This window comes from uncultured Thomasclavelia sp. (assembly GCF_944324745.1).
Classification (GTDB): Bacteria; Bacillota_I; Bacilli_A; order Erysipelotrichales; family Coprobacillaceae; genus Thomasclavelia.
Map to the genome: position 1 here is coordinate 1 of NZ_CALUXO010000058.1, position 8,640 is coordinate 8,640.

General features: G+C 29.2%; 6 protein-coding genes and 1 CRISPR repeat array. Of the genes, 3 read left to right on the forward strand and 3 right to left on the reverse strand.

What is annotated here, in order from left to right:
- Positions 1-533 precede the first annotated feature (533 nt).
- Together Q0K54_RS07730 and Q0K54_RS07735 are read left to right on the forward strand one after the other, a co-directional pair.
- Positions 534-1,856 carry a replication-associated recombination protein A gene (locus Q0K54_RS07730; RefSeq protein ID WP_294579885.1) on the forward strand — a complete coding sequence of 441 codons (1,323 nt, stop codon included), beginning with the start codon at positions 534-536 and terminating at the stop codon, positions 1,854-1,856.
- An 18-nt stretch (positions 1,857-1,874) separates the two neighbouring features.
- Positions 1,875-2,942 carry a molybdopterin-binding protein gene (locus tag Q0K54_RS07735; protein WP_294579886.1) on the forward strand — a complete coding sequence of 356 codons (1,068 nt, stop codon included), beginning with the start codon at positions 1,875-1,877 and terminating at the stop codon, positions 2,940-2,942.
- Positions 2,943-3,011: 69 nt separating this feature from the next.
- On the opposite strand, the gene Q0K54_RS07740 is transcribed toward Q0K54_RS07735, so the two are convergent.
- The 3 genes from Q0K54_RS07740 to Q0K54_RS07750 all read right to left on the reverse strand — a co-directional run bounded on the left by Q0K54_RS07740 (position 3,012) and on the right by Q0K54_RS07750 (position 7,809).
- Positions 3,012-3,914 carry a restriction endonuclease gene (locus Q0K54_RS07740; RefSeq protein WP_294579888.1) on the reverse strand — a complete coding sequence of 301 codons (903 nt, stop codon included), beginning with the start codon at positions 3,912-3,914 and terminating at the stop codon, positions 3,012-3,014.
- A 126-nt stretch (positions 3,915-4,040) separates the two neighbouring features.
- On the reverse strand, positions 4,041-5,834 hold the full coding sequence (locus Q0K54_RS07745) for a flavin reductase (protein ID WP_294579889.1): 1,794 nt from the start codon (positions 5,832-5,834) through the stop codon (positions 4,041-4,043).
- Positions 5,835-5,931: 97 nt separating this feature from the next.
- Positions 5,932-6,587: direct repeats of the CRISPR family, unit length 33 nt; unit sequence ATTTACATTTCATTTAATGATTAGATTAGTAAC.
- A gap of 340 nt (positions 6,588-6,927) precedes the next feature.
- Positions 6,928-7,809, reverse strand: a complete 882-nt coding sequence (locus Q0K54_RS07750; RefSeq protein ID WP_294579891.1) for a LysR family transcriptional regulator — start codon at positions 7,807-7,809, stop codon at positions 6,928-6,930.
- A gap of 191 nt (positions 7,810-8,000) precedes the next feature.
- Between Q0K54_RS07750 and Q0K54_RS07755 the strand changes: the two genes are divergently transcribed.
- On the forward strand, positions 8,001-8,640 hold a 640-nt coding region (locus Q0K54_RS07755), incomplete at its 3' end, for an adenylosuccinate synthetase (protein WP_294579893.1).

Below are 8,640 nucleotides of genomic sequence, written 5' to 3' on the forward strand. Positions count from 1 at the left end.
AAATCAGCATCAGGATTGACACAGAAGATAGAACAGACTTGAGAAAGTGTTTTGATATTGTGAAAAAGGACGTTTTTAAGATGTTTATAGCTATTCATGATCAAGTACCTCCAAGATATACCTATAAGCAATTGGCCTATTATCAATAAAAAATTGATAATAGGCCGCACACTATCGTTGCAATGTCAATACTTTTCTTTGAAAAATAATAAAAAAAGAAAGAGGGTATATTTGCAATATAACCCTCGAATGTCATTCAGTCCTTAACTTAATGACATTGGAGACAAAAGCCTGTTTTTTGATGAAGATTGTTTGAAATTGATTGATAAAAAATGGATAATAGGCAGCACACTATCGTTGCAATGTCAATACTTTTCTTTAAAAAATAATAAAAAAAGAGAGAGGGTATATTTGCAATATAACCCTCGAATGTCATTCAGTCCTTAACTTAATGACATTGCAGGCAACTGTTTCTTATTTTTGCTTTTAGAGACATTATCGTCTATAATATTTATGGAAATGGAAGTGAAAAGATGAAGCAGCAATCTTTATTTACTAAGATATCCAAAGAACCATTAGCTAATCGGTTACGTCCAGAAACATTGGATGAATATGTTGGTCAAAAACATTTAGTTCAAAAAGGACGAATTCTTTATCAGTTAATTAGTAGTGATATCGTTCCTTCGATGATTTTTTGGGGACCACCAGGTGTTGGTAAGACGACTTTAGCTCGAATCATTGCTAATCAAACTAAAGCTAATTTTATCAATTTTAGCGCGGTTACTAGTGGCATCAAAGATATTCGAGCTGTGATGAAAAAAGCCCAGGAAGTTCAGGCGCTAGGTGAAAAGACAATTGTTTTTGTCGATGAAATTCATCGGTTTAATAAAGCTCAACAAGATGCTTTTTTACCATATGTTGAAAGTGGCAGCATTATTTTGATTGGAGCGACGACTGAAAATCCTTCATTTGAGATTAATTCGGCTTTATTATCTCGATGCAAGGTCTTTGTTTTGAAGGCCTTAACTACTGAAGATATCATGCAGTTATTAAAATATGCTTTGATCAGTCCTAAAGGCTTTGACCAAATTAAAATTAATATTGATGAAGATTTATTATATATGATTGCCAGTTTTGCTAATGGTGATGCCAGAGTGGCTTTAAATACGTTAGAAATGGCAGTGTTTAATGGAAGTATCCACGATGATGAAGTTACGGTCGATAAAGAAATAATCGAACAATGTATTAATCAAAAATCACTTTTATATGATAAAAAAGGCGAAGAGCACTATAATATAATTAGTGCTTTACATAAGTCGATGCGAAATAGTGATGTTGATGCGGCCATATATTGGATGTCACGGATGATCGAAGCCGGTGAAGATCCGCTATATGTTGCTAGAAGATTAATTAGATTTGCATCTGAGGATATTGGTATGGCTGATAGCCGGGCTTTAGAAATTGCCGTTGCCACATATCAGGCTTGTCATTATATTGGAATGCCTGAATGTAATGTTAATTTGGCTCATTGTGTTACTTATCTAGCTTTAGCACCAAAGTCCAATGCTTTATATGTTGCCTATGAAAGAGCAAAACATGATGCCTTGAATACTATTGCCGAACCAGTGCCGTTACATCTTCGTAATGCACCAACTAAATTAATGAAAGATTTAGAATATGGCAAAGGTTATCAATATGCTCATGATTATGCTGGTAAGATTACTAATATGCAATGTTTGCCAGATAGTTTAAAAGATAAACGTTATTATTATCCAACGAACCAAGGTACCGAAGCCAAAGTTATTAAAAGACTTGAGCAGATAAATTATTTAAAGAAAAATTTTAAGGGTAGATAAAAATGGAGGTTGTTTATAATGAATGTGGAAATTATTAATGTCGGAACTGAATTATTATTGGGGGAAATAGTTAATACAAATGCGACATATCTTCAAAAAATGTGTAAAGATTTAGGTTTTAATGTCTATTTTCAAACTACAGTTGGTGATAACCATGATCGCTTTAAAGAATGTTTAGATATTGCTTTTAAACGTGGAGCTGATTGCGTTATTACTACTGGTGGGTTAGGTCCTACTCAAGATGATCTAACCAAAGAATTATCAGCTGAGTATTTAGGATTAGAGTTAGTTTATTTAGAAGATGAGGCTCAAAAAGTATATGAAAAATGCCGTTTTGTTAATGGCAATGACGATGTTCCAGATAACAATTTTAAACAAGCTTATTTTCCTAAAGACTGTTATGTTTTAGAAAATGAGGTTGGAACAGCAAACGGCTGTGTTATGACTAAAGATGAAAAAATGATTATTAATTTACCTGGTCCACCTAAAGAAATGAAATACGTAGTTGATCATGTATTAAAAGATTATTTAAGCAAGTATAAACAAGATATTATTTATACTTATGATATTTTAACTATGGGAATTGGTGAAAGTAAAGTTGATGAAGTATTGGAAGATCTAATTGATCATCAAAGTGATGTCAGTATTGCCTTATATGCTTCAGAAGAAACAGTTAGAATTCGACTAGGAACTAAAGCTAGCAATCAAGAAAGTGCTGATAGAAAAATGGCACCAATTAAAGCGGAAATTGAAAAAGCTTTGAGTAATTATATTATCAAGGAGAAGAATTTAAAAGAAGCATTAGCTAAAATAATGCCTTCGCATTTTATCTATTATGATTGTGATGATTTTAGATTACGAAATGAATTTAGTTTAGGTCAAAATGGTAGTGATGATTTTATGGATATTTATATTGATACAAAAAAGCATCCACTAGGAACGATTGTTAAAATCAAATTAGAATATCAAGATCAAACTGATAGTTTTGATATACCTTTATTAAATGATCCAACACTGTCTTATAATAAACTAGAATCTAAAATAATCGAAAGAATCTATCGTTTTTTGACTCAGTCATTAAATTAAAGATAGCAGTTAAATGATATAAAAATCCTATGATTAGCTATTTAGAAATAGAAATCATAGGATTTTAAATTATACTAAATCATTATTAAAATAATCAACATCAATTTGTTTAAGTTCATAAGTTTTGACAACACTGACACCAAGGTTATATTGAATCATTAGGTTTGCTAACATTTTTCCATCAACTAGAACTAGTTTAACTTGTAATTGCTTTTTAGCAAATTCTAAGGCTTCATTAGTAAAAGTAGAAGTAGTGATGAATAAGCCTTTAGTACCACCTTGACCAGCAACAGCTCCTAAAAATTTTTGGATTTCAGGACGTCCAACACTAAACTTATTCCAGCGCTTAGCTTGAACATAAATATTACGGAAACCAAATTTATCTTCTTTGACAATACCGTCGATTCCTTCATCATTACCATAGCGAGTCCTAATAATTGATTCTTGATCAAAAGCATAACCCATTTTCTCCAACAAATCTAAGACCAGTTTTTCAAAAAAGATGGGTTCTTTAGAAAGAATTAATTCTAACAGTTCATCGCTAAGTCGTGATGTAATCATTTTTAGTGAATTATCAATGTTTTCTAATGGGGTACTATCTTTATTACTAGATTTTCCATTAGACATTTCTTTATAGCGGTGATAATAATCAACAAAATCATCATATTTCATCAAATAATCATCAGTGACTTTTACTCCGGTTTTTAAGACTGCTTTTCCTTCAGGAGTAATTTTAAATAAACCTCTTTTAATCGTTTCTAATAAGCCAGCTTTTACTAAATAAGTTTTTGTCCAGCCAATACGATAATATAAAATAGTTGATTTATTATTATCTAACATTTTAGTTCTATCTTCGAGTGATAGTTTTAATAAATCAGCAACTTCATTTACAATATCCTTTAAGTACATTTGAGGATGATTGTTCATCACAGTTAAAACTTCGTTATACATTTCATTATAATTTGGTATCATTATTCAAACTCCTTTTAATGTATTCTACATATCATTATAACGCAATAAAGGCAGTTTTGTTAGAAAAAAATCACAAATAGTAATAAAAAAGCTTATCAATATGATAATTGATAAGCTTTTAAAAGACTAATTTTCAATTGGTTCAAAATCAGCAACACCATGTTTACATAATGGACAGATGAAATCATCTGGTAAAGTTTCACCTTCATAAATATAACCACAGACTTTGCATACCCAACCTTTTTTACCTTCAGTATTTGGTTTAGGTTTAACATGATCTTGATAATATGTATATGTCATGGTTTCTTTATCAGACATAACTCGAGCTTCAGTAACTTTACAAATAAACATACCATGAGAACCTAGATCAACATAATTTTCAACTTCTAATGAAATAAAGGCATTGATATAACGAGGTAAAAAGGCTAATCCATTGTCTGAATGTAATGGTTTAAAATCAGCAAACTTATCAGCAGTTCTTCCGCTTTGGAAACCAAAACGTTCAAAAATGCTATATGGTGCTTCAACTGATAGACAGTTAACATTTAATTTACCAGTTTGTTTAATTACATGATGAGAATAGTTTTGTTTATTGATGTTTACAGCGATTCGATTAGGTGAATCACTAACTTGAGTTACCGTATTAACAATTAAACCATTATCTTTTTTACCATCATTGCTTGTAACAACATATAAACCATAACCAATTTTAAATAACGCAGACATATCATGTTTATTAGCTTTATCATCAGATTGAGCAATGTAATCACGACATAATTCATCAGCTAAATTATCTAATGTTTCTGTTGTATCATTTTTAACAGCTGACTTAATAGTTACAGTAGTATCAGTAAATGTTAAGTTTTTACATCCTGAAAGCATTTCTTTCATTACTTTAGCAGCTAATGGAGCCCATGTACCATTTTCAATTAAGGCAACAGTACGATTTTGGAAATTTCTTTCAGTTAAATGATTAATAAAGTCTTTCATAAATGGGAAAATATCAGCATTATAAGTTGTTGTTGCTAATACTAATTTACCATAACGGAAAGCATCTTCAACAGCTTCTGCCATATCACAACGAGCTAAATCAAAAACAGAAACTTTTGGGCATCCACGTTCTGTAAGTTTGTTAGCTAATAATTCAACAGCTTTTTTAGTGTTTCCATAAACTGAAGTATAGGCAATAACCACACCTTCACTTTCAACACTATATGATGACCAGATATCATATAAGTTGATATAATATCCTAGATTTTCTTTTAAAACTGGTCCATGTAATGGACAGATAATTTCAATATCTAAATCAGCAGCTTTTTTAAGTAATGCTTGAACTTGAGCACCATATTTTCCAACGATACCAATGTAATAACGTCTAGCTTCACAAGCCCAGTCTTCTTCAACATCATTGGCACCAAATTTACCAAATCCATCTGCTGAAAATAGTACTTTATCTTTACTATCATAAGTAACCATTACTTCTGGCCAGTGTACCATTGGAGCAAAAACAAATGTTAGAGTATGTTCACCTAAGCTTAATGATTCACCATTTTTAACTGTTAATTTTTTAACATCAGGATCTAAATCAAAAAATTGATCCATCATTTTAAATGTTTTTACATTAGCTACAATAGTAGTATCTGGATAAGTTTTCATAAAGTTTTGAATATTAGCTGAATGATCTGGTTCCATATGTTGAACAACTAGATAATCAGGTTTTCTATTTCCTAAAACATCAGCTAAATTATCTAACCATTCATGAGTGAAATGAATATCCACAGTATCCATAACAGCAATTTTTTCATCTAAAATCACATATGAATTATATGCCATTCCATTAGGAACAACATATTGTCCTTCAAATAAATCAACTTGATGATCATTTACGCCTACATAGCGTATATCTTTTGTAACTTCCATATTATCCTCCTTTTTCTGTCAATAAAATTATAGTACATTGGTATTTTTAAATCAATTAATTGTAGATAATATTAGTAATTAATATTATCTAATAAAATATTGTATTTCATATAATGATTAGATTAATGACCTAGTCCACAGAAAGGCCCTGATGTTAGTATCCCGTATTTACATTTCATATAATGATTAGATTAATGACTATTACATTAAGCAATGGATTAAAAGTTGAACGTAAATTTACATTTCATTTAATGATTAGATTAGTAACGTATTTAATCTTGTCACTTTGTGGAAGTGATAAAAAATTTACATTTCATTTAATGATTAGATTAGTAACGAGCAGACTCACCATTTATCAAGAAAACATGTTCAATATTTACATTTCATTTAATGATTAGATTAGTAACGTAGACTATGACTTTTTAACAAATTCTTTAACTTTAATTTACATTTCATTTAATGATTAGATTAGTAACTTTGAATGCCACGTTAATTATAATGGCATTCAAAAAATTTACATTTCATTTAATGATTAGATTAGTAACAATAAACGGTGCTATTGACATAATTAACTATATACCATTTACATTTCATTTAATGATTAGATTAGTAACTAATTCTATAGTATACACGTCACAACTTACCTCCTTAATTTACATTTCATTTAATGATTAGATTAGTAACTAATCAAACTGTTTTGTTCCGTCATTTGTTCCATAAATTTACATTTCATTTAATGATTAGATTAGTAACCCGTTATTTTGAATTATTTAAACAAAAAAATTATAAGCAAATAACAATAATAAAAATAAATCAATAGTTTATTTGTTAATATAACTAATACTATTTATGATATTAAGAAAAAGATACTGTCGAACCCTGGGTGTTTTTGCATAATAAACATCGACAGATAAATTACAGTTAATATTTTAGCATATTGATTGTAGATAGAATATGTTTTTATCATAAATCTTTTATAAATAAATTATAGAATATTCTGTTTAAATTTGATAGTAAATGATAGCTATTATTTGAATATTATAGTTATTTTATTAATGATTGAAATAAAGTATTTCTATAGATTGGGATATAATTATAATAATTTTGTATTATCAATTAATTCAAGAAATTTATTAGTTGCAATTGATTGGGTTCGACGTTTTGGATAAGCAAAACCTATTGATCTTTTGGGTAATGGCTCAGTAGTTTGAATTTCATAGACTTGATTGCTATTTAAGTAATCTTGAGAAAATTCTTTGATCACACAAGAAATTCCTAGACCAGCTTTAGCAAAATCTAATAACAGATTATGGGCGCCTAATTCAATTGATGGTTTTAATAATAGACCTCTTTTAGCAAAAAAGTCATCGATACGATTTCTAGTGTTTGATGATTGTTCAAATAAAATTAGTGGTTCTTTAGCTAGTTCTTCAAATGAATAAATGTGGTTATCTTTTTTATTTGAAACAAAAATATCTTGAACCTGAAAACATTCTTTAATAATTAAATCATCATCTTTAATAGGGAGGTTTAAAAAACCTAGATCAATTTGATCGCTTTTTAATAATTCTCGTGTTTCTAAGCTAGTACGATTAATTACTTTGATTTTTACGCCAGGATATAATTGTTTAAATTTAACTATATAATTAGTTAAGAAATATTCACTAAAAGTATCTCCGGCCCCAATAGTTAATTGACCATCTTTTAAATCATGGAAGTTTGATAATTGGTTTTCTACACCGGTTATTAATGATAGAGCCTGGTCAATTTGTTTATGAAGTAGTTTACCTTCTTTAGTTAAACTTACTCCTTTAGAGTGACGGATAAATAATTGTATCTGTAGTTCTTTTTCGATGTTGTTGATTGTTTGGGAAACAGCTGATTGTGAAATAAATAGATTTCTAGCTGCAATGGAAAATGATAATGTATTAGCAGCTTCATTAAATATTTTATATTGTTCTAGTTTTATGTTCATAGTTTGCTCCTTATTATATTGGTATAAGTATGATTAATATCATTATCATAATTTATTAATTTTACTTATATCTAAAACTATATTATAATTATTTTGTAAATCAGTCAAACTCTTATTTTATCAATAAATATAATGCAATTTATTGATGGATTGTATATAATGTAAGAGTAAATAAGAAAGGTGTGAATTTGATGGCTGGAGTAGTCGTAGTTGGAAGTATGTGGGGCGACGAAGGTAAAGGAAAAGTAACTGATTATCTTGCCCAGAAAGCTGATGTAGTGGTTCGTTATGCAGGTGGAAATAATGCGGGTCACACAATTGTTTATGATGGAAAGAAATTTGCATTAAAGTTAATACCATCAGGTATTTTTAGTGGTCATGAAGTAATTATGGCTAATGGTATGGTTGTTAATCCAAAAGCATTTTTAGAAGAAGTTAAGTATTTAAATGATGCCGGAATTGACACAAGTAAAATTAAAGTAAGTGATCGTTGTCATGTTATTTTACCATATCATTTGGAAATTGATGAAATTCAAGAAAAACGCAAAGGTGCTAACAGTATTGGAACAACTAAAAAGGGAATCGGGCCTGCTTATACTGATAAATATAGTCGGATTGGTATTAGAATGGGTGAATTCATTGATGAAGAGTTATTTTTAGAGAGATTAAAAGAAACTTTCCCAATGAAATTAATGGAATATCCTGAATTAGAAGGTAAATTTACAGTAGAAAGTATTTATAATGAATATAAAGAATATGCCAAAGAAATTAAACCTTTAGTATGTGATACTGGAATGTTATTAGATCAATATTTACAAGAAGATAAAAAAG

Excerpts from the sequence above, each read along its gene's own strand:
- Q0K54_RS07730 (WP_294579885.1), top strand. The coding sequence starts at position 534 with ATGAAGCAGCAATCTTTATTTACTAAGATATCCAAAGAACCATTAGCT.
- Q0K54_RS07735 (WP_294579886.1), top strand. The coding sequence starts at position 1,875 with ATGAATGTGGAAATTATTAATGTCGGAACTGAATTATTATTGGGGGAA.
- Q0K54_RS07740 (WP_294579888.1), bottom strand. The coding sequence starts at position 3,914 with ATGATACCAAATTATAATGAAATGTATAACGAAGTTTTAACTGTGATG.
- Q0K54_RS07745 (WP_294579889.1), bottom strand. The coding sequence starts at position 5,834 with ATGGAAGTTACAAAAGATATACGCTATGTAGGCGTAAATGATCATCAA.
- Q0K54_RS07750 (WP_294579891.1), bottom strand. The coding sequence starts at position 7,809 with ATGAACATAAAACTAGAACAATATAAAATATTTAATGAAGCTGCTAAT.